Annotated in this window: 17 protein-coding genes; 12 read left to right on the plus strand and 5 right to left on the minus strand. The window is 65.1% G+C overall.

The window, feature by feature from the left end:
- The first annotated feature begins 4 nt into the window (after positions 1-4).
- Positions 5-1,438 (plus strand): aldehyde dehydrogenase, encoded by a 1,434-nt coding sequence (gene aldA, locus F3J45_RS10275; protein ID WP_167061192.1) that lies wholly within the window; start codon positions 5-7, stop codon positions 1,436-1,438.
- 162 nt (positions 1,439-1,600) lie between these two features.
- Here the strand turns inward: aldA and F3J45_RS10280 are convergent, their stop codons facing one another.
- Together F3J45_RS10280 and F3J45_RS10285 are read right to left on the minus strand one after the other, a co-directional pair.
- Positions 1,601-3,499, minus strand: coding sequence for a sigma-54-dependent Fis family transcriptional regulator (locus F3J45_RS10280; RefSeq protein WP_167061195.1), 1,899 nt, complete (start codon positions 3,497-3,499; stop codon positions 1,601-1,603).
- Between the two features lie 213 nt (positions 3,500-3,712).
- Positions 3,713-5,233 carry an FAD-dependent oxidoreductase gene (locus F3J45_RS10285; protein ID WP_167061198.1) on the minus strand — a complete coding sequence of 507 codons (1,521 nt, stop codon included), beginning with the start codon at positions 5,231-5,233 and terminating at the stop codon, positions 3,713-3,715.
- 253 nt (positions 5,234-5,486) lie between these two features.
- Between F3J45_RS10285 and F3J45_RS10290 the strand changes: the two genes are divergently transcribed.
- The 3 genes from F3J45_RS10290 to F3J45_RS10300 are packed head-to-tail and all read left to right on the plus strand — an operon-like array spanning position 5,487 to position 10,135.
- The gene (locus F3J45_RS10290) at positions 5,487-8,075 is read left to right on the plus strand and encodes an S-type pyocin domain-containing protein (protein WP_167061201.1); all 2,589 of its coding nucleotides are present in this window, start codon (positions 5,487-5,489) and stop codon (positions 8,073-8,075) included.
- On the plus strand, positions 8,072-8,584 hold the full coding sequence (locus F3J45_RS10295; protein WP_167061204.1) for a DUF6392 family protein: 513 nt from the start codon (positions 8,072-8,074) through the stop codon (positions 8,582-8,584). The genes F3J45_RS10290 and F3J45_RS10295 overlap by 4 nt, the downstream gene beginning before the upstream one ends.
- Before the next feature lie 33 nt (positions 8,585-8,617).
- Positions 8,618-10,135 (plus strand): S-type pyocin domain-containing protein, encoded by a 1,518-nt coding sequence (locus tag F3J45_RS10300; protein WP_167061207.1) that lies wholly within the window; start codon positions 8,618-8,620, stop codon positions 10,133-10,135.
- A gap of 57 nt (positions 10,136-10,192) precedes the next feature.
- Here F3J45_RS10300 and F3J45_RS10305 read toward each other — a convergent pair whose 3' ends face one another.
- On the minus strand, positions 10,193-11,521 hold the full coding sequence (locus F3J45_RS10305; protein ID WP_167061209.1) for an MFS transporter: 1,329 nt from the start codon (positions 11,519-11,521) through the stop codon (positions 10,193-10,195).
- A gap of 162 nt (positions 11,522-11,683) precedes the next feature.
- On the opposite strand from F3J45_RS10305, the gene F3J45_RS10310 reads away from it, so the two are divergent.
- On the plus strand, positions 11,684-12,781 hold the full coding sequence (locus tag F3J45_RS10310; RefSeq protein WP_167061212.1) for a sugar diacid recognition domain-containing protein: 1,098 nt from the start codon (positions 11,684-11,686) through the stop codon (positions 12,779-12,781).
- 110 nt (positions 12,782-12,891) lie between these two features.
- On the plus strand, positions 12,892-14,031 hold the full coding sequence (locus tag F3J45_RS10315) for a glycerate kinase (RefSeq protein WP_167061214.1): 1,140 nt from the start codon (positions 12,892-12,894) through the stop codon (positions 14,029-14,031).
- Positions 14,032-14,216: 185 nt separating this feature from the next.
- Here F3J45_RS10315 and F3J45_RS10320 read toward each other — a convergent pair whose 3' ends face one another.
- Both F3J45_RS10320 and F3J45_RS10325 read right to left on the minus strand, forming a co-directional pair.
- Positions 14,217-15,404 carry an MFS transporter gene (locus tag F3J45_RS10320; protein ID WP_167061216.1) on the minus strand — a complete coding sequence of 396 codons (1,188 nt, stop codon included), beginning with the start codon at positions 15,402-15,404 and terminating at the stop codon, positions 14,217-14,219.
- A 32-nt stretch (positions 15,405-15,436) separates the two neighbouring features.
- A complete protein-coding gene (locus F3J45_RS10325) occupies positions 15,437-16,813 on the minus strand; it encodes a 3-deoxy-7-phosphoheptulonate synthase class II (RefSeq protein ID WP_167061219.1) in 1,377 nt (458 codons plus the stop codon).
- 296 nt (positions 16,814-17,109) lie between these two features.
- Here F3J45_RS10325 and F3J45_RS10330 point away from each other — a divergent pair, with 296 nt between their 5' ends.
- Genes F3J45_RS10330 through F3J45_RS10355 form a run of 6 tightly spaced genes read left to right on the plus strand, consistent with a single transcriptional unit; the run spans position 17,110 to position 23,200 of the window.
- A complete protein-coding gene (locus F3J45_RS10330; RefSeq protein WP_167061222.1) occupies positions 17,110-18,426 on the plus strand; it encodes a phenylacetate--CoA ligase family protein in 1,317 nt (438 codons plus the stop codon).
- Positions 18,423-20,138, plus strand: coding sequence for a prenyltransferase/squalene oxidase repeat-containing protein (locus tag F3J45_RS10335; RefSeq protein ID WP_167061225.1), 1,716 nt, complete (start codon positions 18,423-18,425; stop codon positions 20,136-20,138). Before F3J45_RS10330 ends, F3J45_RS10335 begins: the two co-directional genes overlap by 4 nt.
- A 9-nt stretch (positions 20,139-20,147) precedes the next feature.
- Entirely contained in the window at positions 20,148-20,555 is a 408-nt protein-coding gene (locus tag F3J45_RS10340; protein ID WP_167061228.1) for a hypothetical protein, read from the plus strand.
- The gene (locus tag F3J45_RS10345; protein WP_167061231.1) at positions 20,552-20,836 is read left to right on the plus strand and encodes an acyl carrier protein; all 285 of its coding nucleotides are present in this window, start codon (positions 20,552-20,554) and stop codon (positions 20,834-20,836) included. Before F3J45_RS10340 ends, F3J45_RS10345 begins: the two co-directional genes overlap by 4 nt.
- The gene (locus F3J45_RS10350; protein ID WP_167061236.1) at positions 20,833-21,828 is read left to right on the plus strand and encodes an acyl--CoA ligase; all 996 of its coding nucleotides are present in this window, start codon (positions 20,833-20,835) and stop codon (positions 21,826-21,828) included. Before F3J45_RS10345 ends, F3J45_RS10350 begins: the two co-directional genes overlap by 4 nt.
- Positions 21,815-23,200 carry an amidase gene (locus tag F3J45_RS10355; protein ID WP_167061239.1) on the plus strand — a complete coding sequence of 462 codons (1,386 nt, stop codon included), beginning with the start codon at positions 21,815-21,817 and terminating at the stop codon, positions 23,198-23,200. The genes F3J45_RS10350 and F3J45_RS10355 overlap by 14 nt, the downstream gene beginning before the upstream one ends.
- The last annotated feature ends 6 nt before the right edge of the window (positions 23,201-23,206 follow it).

The following is a 23,206-nucleotide window of genomic DNA, read 5'->3' on the forward strand; positions in this document are numbered from 1 at the left end:
GACCATGACCGATTCGGTTTACCAGAACTACATCGACAACGCGTTCGTCGCCAGCGAAGCGCTGATCGAGGTGTATAACCCGGCCAACGGCCAGTTGCTCGGCCGCGTGCCCGAGTCCCCTGGCGAGCAGGTCGAGCGGGCCATCGCCGCAGCGCGCAAGGCGCAGCAAGGCTGGGCGGCGAAGACGGCCATCGAGCGGGCCGGTTACCTGCGCCAGATCGCTGCCAAGGTGCGGGCCAACGCCGACCGCCTGGCCCGCCTCATCGTCCAGGAGGGCGGCAAGGTGCCGGGGCTGGCCCAGGTGGAGGTCAACTTCACTGCCGATTACCTGGATTACATGGCCGAGTGGGCACGCCGCCTGGAAGGCGAGGTGCTGACCAGCGACCGCGCCAACGAACATATCTTCTTGATGCGCAAGCCCCTGGGTGTGGTGGCCGGGATCCTGCCGTGGAACTTCCCGTTCTTCCTGATCGCCCGCAAGATGGCCCCGGCCTTGCTGACCGGCAACACCATCGTGATCAAGCCCAGCGAGGAAACCCCGCTCAACTGCTTCGAGTTTGCACGGCTGGTGGCCGAAACCGAGCTGCCTGCCGGGGTGTTCAACGTGGTCGGCGGCAAGGGTGCGAGCGTGGGCCATGGCCTGTCGAGCCACGCCGGGGTCGACCTGGTGAGCTTCACCGGCAGTGTCGCCACCGGCGCAAGGATCATGGCCGCAGCGGCGCCGAACATCACCAAGTTGAACCTGGAACTGGGCGGCAAGGCGCCTGCGATCGTGCTGGCTGATGCCGACCTTGCGCTGGCGGTGAAGGCCATCGTCGCTTCGCGGGTAATCAACACCGGCCAGGTGTGCAACTGCGCCGAGCGGGTGTACGTGGAGCGCAAGGTGGCCGATGCCTTCATCGACAAGGTGGCCCAGGCCATGGCCGCCACCCGCTATGGCGACCCGTCGCTGCAGGCCGACCTGGACATGGGGCCGTTGATCAACCAGGCCGGGCTGGACAAGGTGGCGCAGATGGTGCGCACGGCGACCGGGCAGGGCGCCCAGTTGGTGACGGGGGGCAAGGTGGCCGACCTGGGAGCGGGGTTCCACTACCAGCCTACCGTGCTGGCCGGTTGCAAGGCGGATATGGAGATCATGCGCAAGGAAATTTTCGGCCCGGTGTTGCCGATTCAGGTGGTGGATGGCCTGGATGAGGCGATTGCCTTGGCCAACGACAGCGAATACGGGCTGACCTCGTCGATCTATACCCGGGATTTGAATGCGGCCCTGAAGGCTTGCCGCGAAATCGACTTTGGCGAAACCTACATCAACCGCGAAAACTTCGAGGCGATGCAAGGGTTCCACGCCGGGGCACGCAAGTCGGGGATCGGCGGGGCCGATGGCAAGCATGGGTTGTATGAATACACCCGGACCCAGGTGGTGTACATCCAAGGGTAACCCCGGTAGGAGCGAGCGCAGCTCGCGATGGGCTGCAAGGCAGCCCCGACACTGTGAGCTGCGAAGCTAAAACCGTGGGGCCGCTACGCGCCCCATCGCGAGCTGCGCTCGCTCCTACCAGGTCGGCGCAAAATCCGTAGGCTTGGGAAGAGGCCGGCCTGTTCAACCCACCTGGTTCGGTTGAACGATCCCGTAGCGTTTCATCTTCCGGTACAACGTCGAGCGCGAAATCCCCGCCGCCTCGGCCGCGGCGCTCATGTTCCAACGCTCGCGCCGCAATACCTCCAGCAGGTGCCGGGCCTCGGCATCTTCGACCTGCTGTTCCAATGCCAAGGGCCTGCTCAACGCCACGCCTACCTGCAAGTCTTCCGGCAGGTCGTCCAGTTCGATCACGCCACCCTCGGCCAGCGCCACCGCCTGGCGCAAGGCATTGAGCAACTGCCGCACATTCCCGGGCCAGGCGTTGTCCAGCAAGCAGTCCCGCGCCGCATCGCTCAGTCGCATCCCCGCCGACAAATCCGCCAGCAGCCGCTCAATCAACGCGCGCCGGTCGCTGCGCTCACGCAAGGCCGGCAGTTTCATGCGCAGGCCACACAAGCGGTAGTACAGGTCTTCGCGAAAACGCTGCTGGGCAATCATTGCGGGCAAGTCCTGGTGGGTCGCTGAGATCACCTGCACATCCAGCTGCACGGGGGTTTCGCCACCCAGCGGCAACAGCTCGCGTTCAGCCAGCACCCGCAGCAGCCGGGTTTGCAGGTGGGCGGGCATGTCGCCGATCTCGTCGAGGAACAACGTGCCGCCATTGGCCTGCTCCAGCTTGCCCTTCATGCCCTTGCGGCTGGCACCGGTGAAACTGCCGGCGCGGTAGCCGAACAACTCGCTTTCGATCAGCGACTCAGGGATGGCGGCGCAGTTCAGCGCCACGAACGGCTTGGCGTGGCGCTGGCTGGCCTGGTGCAGGGCACGGGCGAAGGCTTCTTTGCCGGTGCCGGTTTCACCGGTGAGCAGAATGGCAATGTCCTTGTCCAGCACCTTGCGCAGCCGGCGCACGCCTTGTTGCAACTGCAGGTCCTGGCCGGCCAACTGCTCCAGGCATGGGTGCGTCTTGGCTGCAGCGCCGCCAGTGGCCCGCGGCGCCTGGCGATAGCCTGCCGGTGCCCGCAGGCCGACATCCAGCAACTGGCGTTCGTCATGGCTGCGCAGCTGCGTGCCACGCGCGCCACCGCGGGTAAGTTCCAGCAACTGGTCGATATTGGCGGGCAGCAGGCAGTCGATGCGCTGGCCGAGCAGGTCGGCGCCCTGGGCCAGGAACGCAGCGCGGTTGCCACCGATCACCCGGCCGCCCTCGTCCAGTGCCAGCAATTGCTCGGCGGCAAGGTCGGCGAAGCCGTCGCGGGTTTTCAGCGCCAGGGTCAGGTGGCCCCGAAAGCGTTGGCGGAAGTGGCTGTTTTCGATCAGGCGGGCATACAGGTTCACCAGCTGCAGGGTCAGGTGCTGGGCCTGCTTGGGGCCGTCGTTGTACAGGCAGGTGGCGTTGAGGCAGCCCAGCAACTGGTTGTGCGCATCGAAGATCGGTGACACTGAACAGCTCAGGCGGGCGTTGGCGGCCAGGAAGTGCTCCTGGCGGTGGATGGTCAGCGCCTGTTGCGAGGCCAGGGCGGTGCCAATGCCGTTGGTGCCGGCGATGGACTCATCCCAGCGCGCGCCAACGATCAGCCCGGAACGCGTGTAGCGCTGGGCGTCGGCGGGCAGCCGGGCGTCGAGGGTGATGCCGTCGGCGTCGCTGAGCAGCACCGCGAACCCTGCGTCGACCACACGCCGGGCCAGGCCGCTGACGCCCTGGCTGGCAATGGCCAGGTACGCTTCGTGCTGGGCCTGGTGCTGGCGGATCTCGGCGGCGCTGAGGATGTTGTCGACGTGGCGCAGTTCGGGGTCCAGGTGGTGCTGGGTAATGCTCCGGTACCAGGATTCGGCGATCACGGTTTCTGGCATCAGGCCACGGTCGGGGAAGTGGCAGTCAACGAAGGCGGCCAGTTCACTGGCGCGGGATTGAGCGGGCATGGGCGCTCCTTGGGTTCTTGTTATTTGATGTGGGGGAAACCATAGCTGGTTTTGCGAAGGCAGGACCGGCCCTTCGTTTTGTACGCCCGTAACCGCACCGCCACCCTCTGTAGGAGCGGGCTTGCCCCGCGAACACCGGCGCAGCCGGTGCCATGCACCGCGGTGCTTGCTTCGCGGGTCAAGCCCGCTCCTACAGGCGAATGGGCCGCAAATCTAACCAATCAACACCAAGGCCTCGTCCAGCCGCAACGCCCGCTTCATCCGCTGCGAAAGCCTTGCCATGGCATCCGAGTACCCGGCAGCCACCACCGCCACGACCTGGTCCCCTACACACTGCAACGCCACGAAGTCGCCCTGCTCCGGCGCCCCGACGAACACGATCCGCTCCCATGCCCGGACATGCCCCAGCACCTCATAGGTGTGCCCATGCTGGTAAGTCCAGAAAAACGGCACGTCGTTGTAGCGGCGCTGTTCCCCAAGCATGTTCGTCGCTGCAATCACTCCATGCTGCTGGGCCAGGCGCCAGTGTTCGATACGCACCGGCTGCCCGGCAAGCGGGAAGGTGGCAATATCGCCAGCCGCCCACAGGCCCTCGGCGGCTTGCAGCTCGGCGTTCACCGGCAGCGACTGGTCCTTGGCCAATGCCACGCCCTGCACGAACGCCGTGGCGGGTTTGACCCCGGTGCCGAGCAGCACCAGCGATGTGGCCAACCGCTCACCATTGGCCAGCTCCACGGCCTCGACCCGTTCGCTGCCGACCACGCGCAGCACCTCGGTCGGGCCATGGAAGACCACGCCCTTGCGTTCATGCAGCGCGCGGATGCAGCGCCCGATACGTTCACCCACCTGCTTTACCAGCGGCACTTCGTGGCGGCTGACCACATGCACCTGCGCGCCATAGCTGCGCAGGGCCGCTGCCGCTTCCAGGCCGATGAAGCCATCGCCGACGATCACCACCGGTTGCCCCGGTTCCGCCGCATCCAGCAGGCAGGCGGCATCTTCGCGCGAGCGCAAGGTCATCACGCCCGCCAGGTCGATACCCGGAATGTTCGGGCGCAGCGGTTTGCCGCCCGTGGCCAGCAGGGCGGCGTCGTAGTGCAGGTGCTGGCCATCGGCAAGGGTGATTTGGCGCCGTTTGGCATCCAGCGCCCGCACCTTGCCCAGGCGCCGGTCCAGGTGGCCTTTGCGCAGTTGGTCCGGTTCCAGCAGTGCCGGCACTTCGTCGGGCGGCATCTCGCCGGCAATGACGAATTTGCTCAGGGCAGTGCGGTCGTAGGCCGGCTGACGCTCCTGGTCGAGCCAGATCAGGTGCCCGCCAAAGCCATGGTCGAGCAGGGTGGCCACCGCCGCCGAACCCGCGGCACCGGCACCGACCACCACGAAGGTGCGGGCGTCGCTGTGGCGTGGGGGTTCGCTGTGCACCTGGGGCTGGTCATCAACCCAGATTTCACCGGCCTTTATCCAGGTGCGATAACGCCGCAGCCCAACCAGCGCTGGCGGCTCGCACACCGCGCCTTCGTCGACCGCAAAGGCCGCCTTGTGCCACGGGCACACCAGCAGGCCATTGCAAATCACGCCTTCCTCAAGGGGCGCGCCGGAATGTGGGCAGTTGGCCTGGTAGGCATGCACCAAGTCGCCCTGGCGGATGAGGATGATTTCTTCGTTGCCAGCCTGGGCGCGCAGGGGGCGGTTGGGGTCGAGCTGGTCGAGGCGGGCCACGGCGTGCTGAGTCATGGGGCTGCTCCAAAGGGGGCCTTTGGAATCATTTGACGCCGAGGGAATGGGAGGGATGCGTCGGGCTGACGATCGGCTCACAGGGTTAACGCCAGCCTTGTAGGAGCGGGCTTGCCCGCGATGAGGCCGGCCCATGCAACAAAACCGCCAAATAGAAACATGCTGAAAGAAGTGAACAAGAACCAATAGATATGTAACGCAATCGACGACGTTCGAAACATCAGCCTGAGCCCTACAGAGAAGGAGAATCTGTATGGCTCAAAACACACTCAACGACAATTCCACGGGTGAAGTCGTCATCACCCCAGGCTCCTCGGGCTCCAGCAGCGGCGGGGGTGGTTTTTTCAGCATTGGCGGTGGCGGTGGCTTCGGCGGCGGTTTCGGTGGGTCCAGCCGCCGGCGCCGCAAGAAGCGGGCGAGGGCTCGCGCGGCTGCGCTTGCACAAGCACAGGCCGAAGACCAGGCACGCCAGGCGGCGGCAGCTGCTGCACATGCCCAAGCGCTGGCCCGCTCGCAGCAAGAACGCATGGCGGCCTTCAACCAGGCGCGGGATAACCGCCGCGCTCAACTCGACACCCACTACGCCGCCCAGGCGCAAGGCCTGGCCCAGGCACTGCAGAGCGAGATCGATGCCGCCCGCACACGTCCGAACCATGAAGGTGGCGAGCGCTGGCAACTCTACCTGCTGACCAAGGCGCGTAACGAAATACAAGGGCTGATTGCCGCCAAGCAACCCGCGCTGGCTGAGTATCAAGCCCTGGCCAATGCCTTTGCGGGTGTTGATGCAACCGCAGACAGCTATACCTCACGGCTGGCTGGGCTGGCCACCGCCGAGCAGATGCAGCAACTGCATCGTGACTGGGAAGCGGCCTACACCGCAGCTCATCAAGCGCGGCTGCTGGAGGAGGCGATCCGGCAGCTGTCGCAGCGCTCGGCCGATTTGCTGGCTGAGCATGCCACGCAGACGCAGCTATGGCGGCAGCGAGAGGCACTTTGGGAGCAGCAGCGCCAGTACGCGGTACAGCGCGAAGCACGGGTTGATCACAAGCAAAAGGCCGACGAGGATCGGCGCCTGCAGCGGCTGGCTGAGGCTGCGACGCTCAGCGCGCCCGTTGCCGCAGCTAACGCCGGCGGTGTTTTGCTGACCCATAGCGGAGCGCGGGTCGCGCTGGAGCTCGCCAACGCCATTTCCCAGGCCATGCTCAATGCGCGCATCGAGCTTGCCAGGGTTACTGCGATCCGGGTTGGGCCAAAGGCACGCCTGTTCGTCTCGGCCATGGTGTATTCACCGAGGCTGGGCGATGGCGAGCTGACCGCCGAGCAGCGTCGGCAGCGCCTGGAGGGTGTGGGTGTAGGTGCCGACCTGCTAGGTGTGGAACCCGGGCAGGATTTGCAGGCCATAGCCGATGCGGGCGGTTCGGCGCGCCTTGCCAGTCGCATCAGGGTTGAGCAGCTGGCGGCAGGCACTGGCATCGCGGTGGCGTCGACAGGCAGCGAGATTTCCCCCGAAGTTCGGGTCAGAAATGCCGTTTTCGACCCGCTGACCGAAACCTACCGAGTACAGGCCGAGACACCCGCAGGCAAATCCATCGTCCTGGGTGGCCCAGCGGCGCCTGCGGTAAGCGCTCCCGCCGGCAGGGTGCTTGCACTTGAGCCGGAGGTGAGCGCTATTGGCGCGGGCATGGACCTGCGGTTTGACGACTGCATTGTCTGCATACCCGGCCAACCCCCTCAGTACTTCTCGTTCACAGTGCCAGCGGCCGGGACCGGTGTCGTCAATGGCAGGGGCGAGGTGGCGGCAGGTAACTGGTGGCCCGGCAACAGGGCCGCTGCCGGGGTTGCCCTGCCTGAGCAAGTTGGCAACCAGTTGCGTGGTCGGTTGTTCACGCAAATGGACGCCTTTGAAAGCGCGGTCTGGCGGGCCATCGCAGCGGACCAGGGCCTGCTCGGGCAATTTGATGAGCTGAACCAGCGCCGAATCTTGAGCGGATTTGCGCCCATCGCAGCGAAGGCGAGTTGGAGCGGCGCACGGCGCGCGTTCGAGTTGCGTCATGTGGCAGCAGCGGGTGTTGGCGCCGGGCTGTACAACCTCGACCAGATCAGGATTCACCCGCCGGCTGACACAACTGGTGTGCTGACGGCGATCCAGCCGTTCCAACCCTGGTTCAGCACCCAGGTGGCCTTGGCGTTCGATTCAACCGCCGTTCCAGGCCAACCCACCCGCACCTGGACGCCGCTGGTAGCGCCAGGCGCTGAACTGCTCGGCCCGACGGGGTTGCCGCAAGCGCCGCAGCTGCCCGGGATGCTGCCGGGCACAGCCACCGATCCGGTGGGGCCAAGTCTTGAAATACTTCCGGGCGAGAATCCGGGTGAAACCGGGGCCATAATCCCAGGATTCGGCGGCGACACCGATCTGCCCGCACCTGGGGTGGTGAATAATGAGCCTGCGAAGCCTTTGGAGGTTGGAGAGTACAGGGATCTTGCGCGTAGGAGCATTAATGATCGAATGGATGTGGATCATATTGTATCGCGGAAAGCATACGAACGATTTTTGGTTAAAAATAATCGCATGTTGGAAGCGCATGAGATCAAGTTTTTGCTGGAAACCGCCCCGAGTGTAGTGATTCCTGCAGCGGTACATAGAAAATATAGTGAGACTTATGGCGGTAGGAACAGTGTAGAGAGACAGTTAAAAGATGCTTCAGATTTGCGTGCGGCTGTTGATAGTAATATAGATGCGCTGAGGCCTGGGCTATTGGAATATGGTTTCAGTGAGCACGAAATAGAACAGGTTCGAAGGGAGCTGCACGCTCTTCACCAAAAGAAAGGAATATCCAAATGACACCTGAGAAACTGAGCGCATACTTAACAGGCCTGGGTAAACCTCATGACGAGCTGGTCCGGCAGGGGGTCCTACCGCCTGGTGAGTTCATCGAGGTGTATCCTGGAGCCTTATCCATTTATAGGGAAATTATGCCAGGCCTGGAGCTACGTTTCTGGGCCGAAGATCAACGCTTTGAGGCATTGACGATTTCGCTCGCCGAGAAGGCTACTTCGTCATCAGTCTATTCGCATGAGCTCCCCGAGCCTTATGCTAAGTGTTTAAGTCGGGCAATGACATTGAGTGTTTTTGGTGAGCCAATTCAGTCGCAGTCCCCCTATGAAAAACCAGCGTCCCTGGGCAAAAGCGGCGGCTGGGATGAGTTTGATATAGCGGGCGGTGAATACGAAAAGCTGTGTGTTATCTTTGAATATGATGTGCTCATGAATGTAATTAGGCTGTGTTTTTCTGTGAAGGAGACTGGTTACGATCGGGACCGTAATGAGTTTCAGTGGTCTATTGATAGCTGAAAATACCCTTTAAAGTAAAAAAAGGTAAAAATTATGGATATCAGACCCCACCTGAACCAGTACGATGAACCTGCCTTTCTCGGGTTTGTAGAAGCCATATGGCAGCTTGAGGCCGACCAAGCCTCACATAATGAGTGGATCACCCACTTCAACCAGATTGTCGGCCACCCCGACGGTAGCGATTTGCTGTTCTATCCGAATTTGCTCGATGACGTCGCGCGGAACTCCCCCCAGCACATCGTCGAGACGATCAAGTGGTGGTATCGGCAAAATGGCCAGGCGGCCTTCAAAGATCAGTTGTTGCAACCCCCGGTCGTTCACCAAACCCTCAGCCGCGAGCAGCGTGCCAACCAGTTGTCCACCCGCAACTTGGAAAACGGGCGCAAATTGATAGCAGAGGTCCATGCTGCCGAGTTGCAGACCAGTCAGCAACTCGATGCTTTAGAGCGGTCCCTGGCCGCTGACCCGGCAGGTAGCACGCCAGAGCAACAGTTGGCCCTAAGCGTAGAGGCTCTGCGTACGCTGGTCACGGTCCAGCACCAGGCCAAGCGCGCCGTGTATGAGCTTCAGCGCTTGGAGATGGGGGTGAGAAACGCCCATCAAGCTGCCGTTCGCGAGGCCACGAGCCCGTTCTATAACGCCGCTATCCAGGCCGTGCTATTGCAAGAAATCACTGCTGGCAGCCAGCGTCATGCCGGAGCCCTGGCCGCTGCGCAGGCACGCCACCCGGGCATGTTCGCCCGTGGCGTAGAGTTGATCGAACGCCTGGAAGCCCGGGTTGCCCAATTGGCCAGAGCCACGGGCACCGGCCCGGGCCATGGCCCATTGACCTTGGCCGCTGCAGCTGCAACGGCAACGCTTCATCCGGTACTGCTGACAGCGCAGGGCTTGTCCCGTGAAGTTGCCAAGAGGCAGCACGCGTTGATCAAGAGCGTTCGCTCCGCTGTTGCCGAAATGGAATGGCAGGCAACCTCCGCACACGGTGAACATCCAGGTACCTATGCCGATATCCTTCAATTCGTGCTGGGCACCCCGAGCGACGACCCTCGTTTTGCGGTAACGGTGCCATTATATGAAATGCTCGACAACGAGCGCTCGGACTGGGAGGCGTTGGCAGCGGAGCGGGCCGAGGTGGATTTGCCGGTACGCCTGTGTAGCGCATTGCGCCCAGCCAGCGGCCCGGCCACTACCGGCGTCAAGCCGTTCACCCGCTACTCCCACGTGCTCCTTACCTCTACCCAGGGCAGCACTGTTGCTTCGCGGGTAAGGGTGCGCTCGGCGGATTGGGATGCTGCACGTCAGGCATTCGCCTTCAGCACTGACGGTAGCGGGCCTGTAACCGTGTTGTGGCAGAAGGGCCGCAGTCCTCACAAACCACTGGACCACTGGCACCCCTCGGCAATTGGGCTTCTGCGCATTCCCGAGGTGCCCTCGGAAGCGCGTTTCGCAGACCTTGCGCAGGTGCAGTTCGATGATTACATCGTCGTATTCCCTGCAGACTCCGGCCTGACGCCCCTCTACCTTATGTTCAGGGACCGTCGAGAGCTTTAGCCCCCGGCCTGAAGCGGTCAATGTAGGCGCGACAGGCTGTCGCGCCTACATCAATCCTCAATCGGCCCGTGCAGTGCTCAGTGCACCGGCCCGCGATACCCGCAAGGCCACCAAGCTACCCACCACGATCAATGCCGCCAGCGAATACAGCGCCGCGTCGGTCGAACCGGTCTGGTCCTTGATGAACCCGACCAGGTACGGGCTGAGGAAGCCGGCCATCTGGCCCACCGAGTTGATGATCGCCAGGCCCGCCACGGCGGCACTGGCGCTGAGCAGCGCGGTTGGCATCGGCCAGAACATCGGCAGGCCGGTGAGGGCGCCCATGGTGGCGATCGACAGGCCAAGAATGGCGATGGTCGGGTTGCCAGCGAAGTTGACCGCGATCAACAGGCCGACGGCCCCCATCAGCATCGGCACCACCAAATGCCAGCGGCGTTCGTTACGCAGGTCTGCCGAGCGCCCGCAGAGAATCATGAATACCCCCGCCAGCAGGTACGGGATGGCGCTCAGCCAGCCGATCAGCAGCGGGTTGTCGAAGCCCATGCTCTTGATGATCGACGGCAACCAGAAGTTGATCGCGTATACGCCGCTCTGGATGCAGAAATACACGAAACCGAAGGTCCAGATCAGCGGGTTGCTGAGCACCGCGAGCACGCTGTCGCCCGTGGTATTGGGCTTGCTGGCAGCGTCGGCGGCAAGGTCGGCGGCGATCAGCTGGCGTTCGGCAGGGCTCAGCCAATCCGCTTTCTGGTAACCGTCGCTGAGCAGTTTGATCGCCAGCACGCCCAACGCCACGGTTGGCAGGCCCTGGATCAGGAACATCCACTGCCAGCCGGCCAGGCCATGCTGGCCGGCGGCGAAGTGTTCGAGAATCCAGCCGGAGAATGGCCCGCCAAGCAGGCCCGATACCGGGATCGCCGACATGAACAGGGCCATGATGCGGCCACGGCGGTCAGCCGGGAACCAGCGCGAGAGGTACAGCACCACGCCAGGGAAGAACCCGGCCTCGGCGGCGCCGGTCAGCAGCCGCAGGGTGTAGAACTCGGTGGGGGTGGTGACGAACAGCAGGCAGGTCGACAGGCTGCCCCAGGCGATCATCATCGCCGCAATCCAGCGCCGTGGGCCGAAGCGGTTGAGCGCCAGGTTGCTGGGCAGGCCGCACAGCACGTAGCCGATGAAGAAGATGCCGGCGCCAAGGCCGTACACCGTTTCGCTGAATTTCAGCGCGTCGAGCATCTGCAGCTTGGCAAAGCCGACGTTGACGCGGTCCAGGTAGTTGAACAGGTAGCAGATGAAAATGAACGGAATCAGCCGCAAGGTGATGCGCCGGTACAGCGCGTTGCGGGTGGTGTCCGTGCCTTGGTCAGGGGCTGGGCTGTGTGCCATGATCGGGATCTCTGTTGTTATGGTTGTTGCCGCGTCGCCTGTGCCGGCGCTCGCTCCGTGGAGTCTCAGGGAGTATGGCGCACCTGTCTTTGTGCGTTTGCACAGCGTATGCTGCCGGGCGCTGTGCCGCAGAACAAAACCTCACCGTACAAGGATCGCCGCATGTTCGAACTGGACCACGACCTGGCACAGGAAATCGTCGACCGGGCGATGGCTATTCTGCCATGCAACGTCAACGTCATGGACAGCCAGGGCTTGATCCTGGGCAGTGGTGAGCCTGAACGCATCAACACCCGCCATGAGGGTGCACAGCTGGTGCTTGCCAATGGCCGGGTGGTGGAACTGGATGAGGATGCCGCCAAGTGCCTGAAGGGCGTGCAGCCGGGGGTTAACCTGCCGCTGATGCTCGATGACCGGCTGATCGGCGTGCTTGGCCTGACCGGCGAACCGCAGCAGTTGCGCACCTATGGTGAGCTGGTGCGCATGACCGCCGAGATGCTTGTGGCCCAGCGCCACTTGCAGGTGGAGCAGCAATGGCGGCGCCAGCGCTGCGACGACTTGCTGGCCTTGCTGTTGGGCGGTAGCGGTGATTCGCCACGGCTGCTCGACGAGGCCCGGCAACTGGGGCTTAAACCCCAGCTGCCACGGGTGCCGTGCCTGTTCGAGTTGCGCAGCGGCCCACCTGCCGAAGCGCTGTCGGCCTGGCTGCTGAACCGTTACCCCGACAGCTGGTGCGTAAGCCCCGCACGCGAGTCGTTGTTGTGGTGCCGCCCGGCAGGGTTGGTGCTGGACGAAGCGCGCCTGGTCGAGCGCCTGCAACGCCATGGTTGGGAGGTTGAGCGCCTGGCGCTGGGCTGCGCGGCGCATAGCCTGGAACAACTTCGCCGGGGCTACCGGCGGGTGCGCGACCTGTTGGCGTATGGCCTCGAAGTGTTGCCCCAGGCGCAGTTGTTGAGCTTAAGCCGCTATCGCCTGCCTGCGCTGCTCTGGCGCCATCGCCACGAAGATGCCCTGGACGAACTGCTTGAACCGCTGCAGCGTATTCGCGCCAGGGATGCCAGCGGCCAGCTGCTGGCCACCCTGCGTGCCTGGTGCGCCCACGACGGCCAGAGCCAGGCCTGCGCCGATGCCTTGGGCATCCACCGCAACAGCCTGCGCTACCGCCTGGAGCGGGTGGCCGAACTGGGCGAGGTAGACCCGCTGCGCCTGGAAGGCATGCTCAGCCTGTACCTGGGTTTGCAGTTGCTGCCGGCCGATTGATCCGCAAAAAGGCAATTGCCCAAATAACGCTTCCTGGCTTTTGTGCATTCGACTAAGGCCTCTGCGCCAGACAGCTGTCAGCATGCCGCTTATCTGGACAGGAGAACCCCATGAAGATCGTCATTGCCCCCGACTCGTTCAAGGACAGCCTCGATGCTGCCGGCGTCGCCCGTGCCATCGCCAGCGGCCTGGCCGAGGCGTGGCCGGCGGCCACGCTGGTCGAGTGCCCAATGGCCGATGGTGGCGAAGGCACCATGGACGCGATTCTGGCCGCAAGCCACGGTGAGCTGCGCCGGCAGACCGTGCGCGGGCCCCTGGGGCAACGTGTCGAGGCCGGCTGGGGGTGGCTGGCAGAGAGCCGCACCGCCGTGATCGAGATGGCCCAGGCCAGTGGTATCCAATTGGTGCCCAGCGGCCAGCGCGACGCCTGCCGCAGCAGCACGTGGGGCACCGGCGAGCTGATTGAAGCAGCGCTCGATGCCGGCGCCCAGCGTATCGTCCTGGCCATTGGTGGCAGCGCCACCAACGACGGCGGCAGCGGTATGCTGCGCGCCCTGGGCATGCGCTTGCTGGATGCCGACGGCCAGGCGCTGGAAGAGGGTGGCCTGGCCTTGAGCCGGCTCGCCCGTATCGACGCCAGCGCACTTGACCCGCGCCTTGCGCAGGTTCAGGTAGAGGTGGCCGCCGATGTCGACAACCCGCTGTGTGGCCCCCAGGGTGCCTCGGCGATCTTCGGCCCGCAGAAGGGCGCCAATGCCCAGCAGGTGCAAGCACTGGACCAGGCCCTGGGCCACTTCGCCGACCACTGTGCAGTGCTGTTGGGTGAGGACGTTCGCGCGTTTCCCGGTTGTGGTGCAGCCGGCGGCATGGGCTTCGCCGCCAAGGCTTTCATGGGCGCGCGCTTTCGCCCTGGGGTGGAAGTGGTGGCGGAACTGGCCGACCTCGACACCCTGGTGCAGGGCGCTGACCTGGTGATCACTGGCGAAGGACGCTTCGATGCCCAGACCCTGCGCGGCAAAACCCCGATGGGCGTCGCCCGGGTGGCCAAGCGCCATGGGGTGCCGGTGGTGGTGCTGGCGGGCACCTTGGGCGAGGGTTACCAGCAGCTGTATGCCCATGGCATCGATGCGGCGTTCGCCCTGGCCAGCGGGCCGATGACGTTGCAGCAGGCCTGCGCCGATGCCGCGCAACTGTTGCAGGCTAGGGCATGCGATGTGGCGCGGTTGTGGCGCTGCGCAAAGCAGGTTTGACTTGTAGGCGATCACCCAGCCCTCGCGGGCTGCGTTGTCGCACAGGGAACAGTGCCAGCAGTCGCGCTGCAATTCCCTGTGGGAGCGGGCTTGCCCGCGAAGCAGGCGGCGCGGTGTATGGCACCGGCTTCGCCGGTGTTCGCGGGCAAGCCCGCTCCCACAAAATTCACCGTTAAGTTCGATAGTTACGATGCGTTCTGGGCTTGCTGAGGAAGCCGGCCTGCCGGCGATGCCGCCGGAAGCGCCAGCACAAAGGCCACCAGCGCCGCCGCCACGCTGGCCAGTGGCAGGTAGCCCAAGCCCAGCCGCTCGATCACCCAGCCGCCCAAACCACCGCCCAGCGCCGTCCCCAGGTTGAACGCCGCGATGCTCAGGCCCGAGGCCACCCCGGTGGCGTGGGGCGCCATCTGCTTGGCAAGACCGATCAGGCGCAGGGTCGACAAGGTAACGATGGCGAAGAACAGCGCCCCCAGTAAGCCGATCAGGGCGACCACTGCCCAAGGCGTTTCCCGGCCCACGTAAAGCAGGGCCAGGTTGGCCGCAAGCCCCGCCAGCGCTACCTGAAGGCAACGCCCTGCCTCGAAGCGGTCTGCGCCAAGCCCGCCAAGCAGGTTGCCGAGCAGGGTGGCTGCGCCGAACATCAGCATCGCCAGGCTCAGCAAATGCACGCTGCCTTGGGTAACCTCCAGCAGGAACGGCGACACGTAGGTCAGAAACGAAAAGGTCGCCACGCTGACCAGCATGGCGATAGCCGCAGCCGCCAGTACGGGCCGCCGCATCAGCGCGGCAAGGCCCGCCATGCGCCCACTGGCGGGTACTCGCGGCGCCGCCTCGCTCGGCATCAGGCGCCACAGCCCCAGCAGGCTGAACAGGCCAAGCACGCCGAGGGCGACGAAGATCGCCCGCCACGACCACAGGCTGCCCAGCAGCGTGCCGGCCGGTACGCCCAGCGCCAGGGCCAGGGTCAAACCGAGCCATACCAATGACAGGGCGCGGCCTGCACGCGCAGCATCGACCCGCTTGACCGCCACATCCGCCGCCACTGCCATGAACACGCCGTGGGCCAGGCCAATCACGAAACGCACCAGGTTCACGGCCCACAACGGCTCGATCCAGGCGAACGCCAGGCTGCCGGCGGCCAGCACCGCCAAGGTCAGCAGCAGGCTGCTGCGCTCACGCCAGCCCAGCAGCACGGCTGTCAGCAGGGGCGCTCCGATGGCGGCGCCCAGGGCATAGGCGGCGATCGCCGAGCCCACCGCGGTGGTAGAAAGGCCGAGGTCGTCGGCCATGGCCGATACCAGGCCAGCGACCACGAACTCCGACAGGCCGAAGGTGAAGGTACACAGGGAAAACACATAGATGACGATAGGCATGGTGGCTACTGATTCTTCCGTGATCGTAGGGTTCAAGGGTGCTGTTGCCAGTTGCTGGCATCCAGGCTGACGCGCAAGGCCAATTCCATGGCCTGGTCGGCGTTCAACCGTGGGTCGACCTGGCTCAGGTAGCGCCGGCCAAGGTCGGCTGGCTGCAACCCGGCTGCGCCGCCCAGGCATTCGGTGACCGCATCACCGGTGGCTTCCAGGTGCAATCCACCGAGGGTCGAGCCGTGGCGGGCATGCACCGCAAAGGCGGCGGCGATTTCCGCAAGGATGTCGTCAAACGCTCGGGTTTTGGTGCCGCAGGGCAGGGTACGGGTGTTGCCATGCATGGGGTCGCACAGCCACAGCACCTTGGCGCCGTGCAGCTTGACGGTATCGATCAGTGCGCCAAGGCGTTGGTGCAAGCGCGGGCCCATGCGGTGGATCAGGGTCAGGCGGCCCGGTTCGTTGTGCGGGTTGAGCCGTTCAAGCAGCTGCAGCAGCTGCGTGGTGTCGGTGTCGGGGCCGACTTTCACGGCCAACGGGTTGGCCAGGCCGCGCAAGTATTCGACGTGGGCGCCGTCGGGTTGGGCCGTGCGCAGGCCGATCCAGGGCAGGTGGGTTGCAAGGTTGATCCAGCGGCCATCGGCGTGCTGGCGGGTCAGTGCCCGTTCGTATTCGAGCAGTAAGGCTTCATGGGAAACGTACAGCTCGCGGTACAAAAATTCCCCTGGCTGGGAACTGGCCAGGGTGCGCATGAAGCGCAGCGTGCCGTGCACCTCGTCCAGCAGGGCGCGCAGGCGTGGCGCATCCGCCGCCTGGTCGAGCCAGCCCAGTGACCATTGCCCGGCCTGCAGCAGGTTGTCGATGCCGGCTTTGTGCAGGGCCTGCAGGTGCTTGAGGGTGAGGGCCGAATGCGCGTGGGCCTGCAGCATGCGCTGGGGGTCGGCACGCCGGGCATCGGCGCTGAAAGCGGCATGGTTGACGATATCACCGCGGTACGCCGGCAGGCTCACACCGTTGCGCTGGTCCATATCACTGGACCGTGGTTTGGCATATTGCCCGGCCAGGCGGCCGATTTGCACGACGGGCAACTGCAGGCCATGCATCAGCACCTGGCTCATCTGCTGCAGCAACGCCACTTGCCGGGTAGTGCGCACCAGGGTGTTGTCGGCGAAGCGCTCGGCGCAATCGCCCATCTGCAGCACGAAGCGCCGCCCCTGCTGGGCTTCGCCGAGCAGGCAGCGCAGTTGCAGGATGCGTTCGGCACCTACCAGTGCCGGTTGTTGCCCAAGCGTGTCGAGCACTTGGCGCACGGCGGCCGGGTCATCGTAGGCCGGTTGCTGAAGGGCCGGGCAGCCACGCCACGAATCAATGGCCCAGGTGGCCTGGGCAAACGGCACGGCAGCGGAAGGGGGCAGCATGGTGTGTCACTCCTGAGAGGGTCATCGCTCGTTCTGGCCGAGGAGCAGGTGAGGGCGATAGTGCGCAGGGCGAACACGGCTTGGGAAATACCAAATATATCTTTGTCTGATATGTCACCGAAAATTGGGAACGATTCCTCAGTTCTGAGCAGAATAGGCTTACTAAGCGGTGCGTATTTGTCCGTTTCAAGGGGGGATTAATACCTTGTGACTCTCACCGCTGGTTGCAAATTAGTATTTTACTTGGCCCCGTCGCTCGCCAATTCTCTGCCCTGTTTATTCGAGAGGGCGAGTCGATGTTAGTTCACAGCGACCAGGATTACGGCGTGCTGAAAGACGCGGAACGCGAGCTTCAGCTGCACGTGGGGCACATCCCCGACGCCGCATTTTATGAACGCAAGTTGCAAGCTGTATGGATGCGAGCACAACAGAGCGCCCACTACAGTGATATTGGCCAATACAGCTTTGATGCATTCAGGGCATTGCCGCCGACGGCAAAGTCGCTGCTCAAGCGCGAGCCATTGAAGTTCTGCACCGTGGAACTGGGCGATGCTGCCAAGTACTACGCCACCACCGGCACCACAGGTGAACCAACGCCCACCCCGCGCCTGAAAGAGGACATCATCTGGAACGCCGTGAGCGTTGCCAGCCATTGGCGTTCGGTATTGCGCCCCGGTGCGCGGGTGGCCAACCTGATGCCATCGGACATCGTGCCGGTCGGCGACCTGATTGCCAACGTGTGCGAGTACCTGGACGTGTCCCATGTGCGGTTGTACCCGTTCACCACGGGTATCACCGACTGGGAGCGGGTGTGCAAGACCTTCGACACCTACCGCCCGACCGTGCTGTTCATCGCACCGGGGGTACTGGTGCAACTGACCCGCTACCTGAAGCAGCGCGAGCTTTTGCAGGTGTTCGCCGCGTCGGTGCGCTCGATCATGCTGCTGGGCGAGGTCAATACCCGGCCGTTTCGTGAACGCCTGGCGCGCTGGTGGCAGTGCGAGGTATTCGATGCCAGTTACGGCAGCACCGAAACCGGCACCCTCGCGGCGGTAGGTGACGACCAGCAGATGCGCCTGGCCACGGCCACCAACTATTTCGAACTGCTGCTGCCCGACGGCAGCCTGGTCACCCCGGCCGAAGGCCTGACCGGGCGCCTCGTAGTCACCCCCCTGAACCTGCACGCACGGCCCTTGCTGCGCCTGGACACCGGCGACAGCGTGACCATCACCGCACCTTGGGACCCCGGGCGCGCCAGCCCGAGTCTGCTGATCAATGGCCGCGACAGCGACAGCATCGTGGTGGCCGGGGTCGACCTGGAAATCCGTGCGGTCGAGGAGGTGGTGTACGGCACATGCGACGCCACCGGGTATGTCATCGAGGTGGATCGGCAAAGCGACAGTGCGGCGCTGATTCTGGAACGTGACGTCAACTGGGACAGCAGCCAGGAGGAGCACTTGCTGGCACGCCTGCTGGAACGCTCCGAGCAGCACATGGGCCTGCGCTGGAGCCGGGTGTTGTTCGTCAACAACCTGTCGGCGCTGAACAAGAGTGGCGCTTCGCAAAAGAGCTGGAAGAAGACCAACCTGCGTTTCGTGGGAGGCCAGCCATGACGGCGCCGCGTTTTCCCGGCGGCCAAGGCCTGGGCAATGGCCAGCCAGACCTGTGGTGCACCTATGCCGCGATCCGCAGCCTGGCCTGGGTCGAGCGCCTGGACGGTGCCGACGCCCCGGCCTTGCAGGCGTACATCCAGTCGCGGCGCAACCGCGACGGTGGCTTTGCCTGGAGCAAGGGCATGCCATCGGATGCCTGGGCCACGTTCTATTGCACCGAAACGCTCCACGACCTGGGCGTGGCGGTCGAGCGCCGCGAAGACACCGCCGAGTGGATCCACACCCTGTTCGACGGTGACGCCTATGCCATGTGCCCGGGCCAGACCGCCGACGTGTGGGCCAGCCACTATGCGCTGCGCACCTTGATCGAGGTGTGCCAGGGCCGGGTGCGGGCTGCCGAGCCGCTGTACACCTGGCTCGACGGTTTGCAATGTGCCAACGGCGGGTTGAGCTGGTCTGCCGACTTCGCCCGGCGCGACCTGGCCGATACCCGTGCCTGTTTCTACGGCGTGATGGCGGCCCGCGCCCTGGCCCGTCAGGGTTTGCCGGCACCGCGCTGGGATGTGCCACGCCTGGTTGGCTGGCTGCAAGCGCAGCAGCAGGATTGCGGCGGTTTCCGTTTCAGCGAAGCGGCGGATGTACCGTGCCTGTGGGCGACCTATCGCGCCACCGCCAGCCTTGCGGCCTTGCAGGCCCAACCGTTGCAGCGCAGCCGCTGCGTGGCATGGATCGACGGCCTGCGCGGCCCGACCGGCGCCTTCGTGCGCTGGGCCGGCTATGACGGTGAGGATGTGTGGGCGGCGTTCTGTGCCGTGGGCTCGCTCAAGGCCCTGGGTGAGCCGGTTGCGCACCTGGCAGACGAGGTGGCCGCCTATATCGCCACCCTGGCGATGCCCCAGGGTGGCTACACCTACCGCCGTGCAGACAGCGCCGCCGATGTGCTGAGCAGCGCCGCTGCCGTGTTGGGCGGGGCGCTGACGGCGGCGCAACAGGCCGCGGCGCTGGGCTGGATCGAAGGCTGCCAGATGCCCAATGAGCCGGGCATCATGTACATGCCGGGCCGTGGCGCAGAAGTGCGCTGCACCAACTGGGGCCTGGCGGCCGGTGCGTTCGCTGGGCAGCCGGGGCCGCGCCGGGCGATCGGCCAATGGCTGGCGTCGTTGCAGAACCCCGACGGCGGTTTCGGTTTCTGGGAAGGGCGCGGCTCGGACATGGTGTCCACCGCCTCGGCGGTGTCGATCCTGCGCCAGTTGGGCGACGCCAGCGGTGTCGACCTCAAGGCCCTGGAAGGCTATGTCTCAAGCTGCCGACAAGCACAGGGTTACGCCTCGTTCCCGGGGGGCGACAGCTCACTGCGCGCTGGCCTGCAGGCCCTGAGTTGCCTGGCCCATGTGGGCCATGACGTGCGCGAAGCCGCCGCCCAGCTACTGGCCGCGCACAAGGTGCGCCAGGGCGGTTTTGCCAACCAGGGGCAACGCATTCCCGATTTGCTCAGCACTTACCAGGCTGTGGCGCTGGCCAGCGACCTCGGCTTGCCGGTGGACCTGGCGCACCTGGGCGTGTTCCTCGACAAGGTGCACAGCGAGGCGGGCCACGCTTGGTCGCCGCTGTTCCTGCAAGGGGTAGACGCGCTGTCGGCCTGCCTGGGCCGCCTGCTGCAGGCGTTCGCCAGCAGCCAGCGCCAGCAGTTGCCCAGCCTGCAGCTGTCGTAAGGAGGCCCCATGCCAACCCTCACCGTTTCCTGCGCACCGCTGCAACCCCTGGACCGCAAGCGCCTGGCCTTGGCCTTTACCCGCCAGCTCAAGGCGCTGGGCGCCGACACCGCGCACTGCATGGTGTTCTTCACGCCGCTGGCCCAGGGCTGCGTATTCAGTGCCGGCATGCCACTGCCGGTCACCGACCGCGAAGGCCTGCCCGCGCAGTTTCATGTGCGCATCAACGTGTCGGCCAGCCGCGACCGGCTGGCCCATGAAAGCCTGGCCAGCGGGCTTACCCAGTGCCTGCGCACGCAATTCCCGCAGGCCTTCATCTACCTGCAATTCGACCCGATTCTGCCCGAGCACGTGTACTTCAGTGCCGGTGCGGACTTGATCAACGCTGCCAACCCACAAGGAATGACCGGCTCGTGAGCGACCTCAACATTGAACACCGTATTCGTCAGGCCCTCGGCCAACTGCTGGGCGAGGAAGTGACCCTGATCGACAAAGACGCCAGCTTCCGGGACTTTCTCGGTGAGCGTTTCGACAGCCTGATGGCCGTGGAGGTGATCACCGTGATCGAAGGCAGTTTTGGCTTTGAGGTGGACTACTTGAGCGACGATGTGCGCTTCTGGTTCGAAACCCTGGCCAAGATGGAGCGCTTCGTCACCCAGAAGCTCGAAGACCAGCTGACCCTGCAGGCCGCCGAGTGAGCGCCGAGCACTGCTTTACCACCTCAGGCTCCACCGGGGCGCCACGCCAGTGGTGGCGCAGCGTGGCGCAAATGGAGCGCGAAGCGGCGCTGATCCTGCGCCGCTGGGCGCCCGAGGTGCAGGAGATTCTGGCGTTCGCCCCGGCCAGTCACAGTTACGGGATGATCCTTGGCGAGGTCGGCGCACGGGTAATGAATGCCCGGCTGCAAGCATGCTCGCTGGAGCAGCAGCGCCTGCCGCTGCTCGATGGCCAGGGGCCGTGCGTGATCCTGGCCATCGCCAGTACCTGGTGCCTACTGCCGGCCTTGCTCGGCCGCTTGGCACCCCGGCGCCAGGTGCTGGTGCTGCACAGCGCCTCAATGCTGCCGCCAGGGGCCTTGGCCACCGTGCGCCAGCATGCCGGGCCGCAGGTGCGTTTCGTTGAGCTGCTGGGCTCCACCGAGACGGGCGCCATGGCCTACCGCGAGCTCGATGTGCGCAGCGATGCCGAACAGCCCTGGACGCTGCTCGACGATGTGGCATTGCTGTGTTTGCCAGGCCAGCCCGCTGCATTGGCCGTCAGCAGCCCGCGTATTGCCCGCGCCCAGGGCCAGGCGCGGCCAGCACCGAGCCATCATTGCGATGACCAGGTGCTGGCGCTGGACGAGCGCCGCTTCCAGTGGCTGGGCCGGGCCAGCAGCCTGATCAAGGTCAATGGCCTGCGCTTGGACCTGGCGCGCCTGGCCGGCGAGCTCAGCGCGCGCCTGGGCTGCCCGGCCCTGGCCTGCGTCGCGGTGCCCGATGCCTTGCGCGGCGAAGCCTTCGAGGTGCTGTACAGCGATGCGGCGCTCACCGAGCGCGCGGTACTTGAAGCCTTCACCGAACTGCCCCCCGGGCACCCACGGCCGGTGGCGGTTCGCGGCCTTGCCAACCTGCCGCTATCTGCCACCGGCAAGCCCCAACCGTGGGCGGCCACCCCTGCTGTCAAGGAATACACCCATGAGCCACGCTGATACCCAAAGCACCATCACCTACTACCTCGGCCAGTGCGGCGCCGACCCCAGCATTGGCCGCGAACAGCCGGAATACCTTGGTTTGGCGCTGCGCAAGCGCCACGAGCTGCTGGAGCGTAACCCCGCACTGGCGGCGGATTGGGCCGCCCAGTACGCCCACTGGCAGGTGCACGCCGACAGCCATTACCGCTGCCTGACCAGCACCCGCCCGGCCGAAGCACCCTGGTACCGCCTGGGGGTGAAGGACACCGTCGACGTTGCCGGCCTGCCGACCCGCCTGGGCCTGCGTGCCTACCGCCATTACCCGCAGCGCAGCGCCGATGCGCTGACTTTCCTTGACCCGCGCATCGCGCTGACCGCCAAGGTTGCCACCACCGAACTGAACATCGCTTTCGGCGCTGGCTGCCGTAACCCGCATTTCCCCACCATCGACCCGTCCGGTTCCAGCACGGGCTCGGCGGTGTCGGTTGCCGCTGGGCTGTGTGATATCTCGCTGGGCACCGATGTGCTGGGTTCGGTGCGCTGGCCGGCGTCGCATTGCGGCATGGTCGGCCTGCGCATGACCCAGAAAGCCCAGAGCCTGGGTGGGGTGTTCCCGCTGTCGCCGCGCATGGATGCCCTGGGCTGGGTAACCCGCAGCGCCGATGACCTGCAGCTGTTGTTCCCGATGCTAGGCCTGGATGCGTTGCTGGGCCAGCAACAACCGTTGAAGGAGCGCTACCAGGTGGCGATCCTTGAACACGCCCTGGACCCTGGGCTGACCAGCCCGGCGATGCTCGACATGCTCGGCCAGGCGCGTGGAGCACTGGCTGAACTGGGCATGGCCCCGAGCGAGGTGCGCATGCCTGAGCTGTGGGCGTGCCGTGGCGATGCCTGGCAGCTGTGCGCACGCGACGCCTGGCTGGCCTCGGCCGCCTGGATGCGCCGGTTCGACTGCGAGCTGCACTGGTCGACATTGAGCGCCCTGGGCGTGGGCGAGGGCGTCAGTGACGCCGAGTACCAGCGCATTCAGCAGCGCATGGACAGCGTGCGCGCCGGCATCGACGCCTGGTTCGATGACGCCGGGGTGGACTTCGTGGTGTTCCCCATGGACCCCAACCGGCCGTTCGACCGCCGCAACCCGCAGCCGGGTGACTCGACCATCCCGTCACCTGCCGATGAAGGCTATTCGCAGAAAATCAGCTTCACCCCGTTGGCCAGTTTCAGCGGCTTGCCGGCAATCACCGTGCCGATCTGCTTGAGCAGCGACGGCAAGGCGCCACTGGCCGTGCAGGTGATGGGCCGCCGCGACAGCGAGCACCAGCTGCTGGACATCGCCCGCCGCCTGCAGGGTGTGACCGGCCTGCTGCCGACCCGTCGCTTGCACGTATAAGGAGCC

Origin of the sequence: Pantoea sp. Ap-967 (assembly GCF_011752565.1) — a bacterium.
Taxonomy (GTDB): domain Bacteria; phylum Pseudomonadota; class Gammaproteobacteria; order Pseudomonadales; family Pseudomonadaceae; genus Aquipseudomonas.